General features: G+C 66.5%; 1 protein-coding gene. It reads right to left on the bottom strand.

Features of this window, described 5'->3' with window-relative positions:
• Positions 1–823, bottom strand: an 823-nt coding sequence (gene tnpC, locus ABG80_RS10680) for an IS66 family transposase (protein WP_152987578.1), incomplete at both ends; no start/stop codon positions are given.

Here is an 823-nt window from a genome sequence, read left to right as displayed (position 1 = left end):
CGATGAGCCATGTGTGCAAGTCTGCCAGGATGGGCGCCGTGCGTTGCTGTCGCTGCCGTCGTCGCTCATCAGGTGGTTGGCCCTGGATGTCCGCTTCGATGGCAAACACCCTGGCGATGCGCAGCAGGGCCTGGTGGGCCAAGGTGCCAGGCTGCTGGTGTTGCTGCATGTGCACGTCGTAGAACTTGCGCCGGGCATGGGCCCAGCAGCCGGCCTCGATGATCTCGCCGCTGTCGAACAGCCGGTCGTAGCCCGCGAAGGCGTCTGCCTGCACGATGCCCTTGAAGCCGGCCAAGTGACGCCTGGGATGCTCGCCTTTGCGATTGGGGGAGTATTGGAACCATACAGCCTGTGGCCTGGCGTCACCGCTGGCGCGGTCGTCGCGCACATAGGTCCACAATCGCCCAGTGCGTGCCTGTTGACCCTGGCCACCCAGAACCCGGATCGGCGTGTCGTCGGTGTGGATCTTGGCGGCGGCCAGCACATGACGGCCGATGGCTTGCGCCAAGGGGCTGAGCAACGCAGCCGCTGCACCCACCCAGTCAGCCAGGGTCGAGCGCTCCAGGTCCACACCCTGGCGGGCATAGATCTGCGAGAGGCGATACAGCGGGGTGTGATCGGCATACTTGCTCACCAGCACATGGGCCAGCAGGCCGGCGCCGGCCATGCCACGATCGAGCGGACGGCTCGGCGCACTGGCTTGTACGATGCTGTCGCACGCCGGGCAGGCCAGGCGGGGCCGCACATGGCGGATGACCTTGAACTGACCGGGCAGGTAGTCGAGCACTTCACTGACGTCTTGGCCAATGGGGCGCAGCGCGTC

This window comes from Aquabacterium parvum (genome assembly GCF_001447195.1).
Lineage (GTDB): Bacteria > Pseudomonadota > Gammaproteobacteria > Burkholderiales > Burkholderiaceae_C > Aquabacterium > Aquabacterium parvum.
This window is presented reverse-complemented; position numbering and strand designations above follow the sequence as displayed.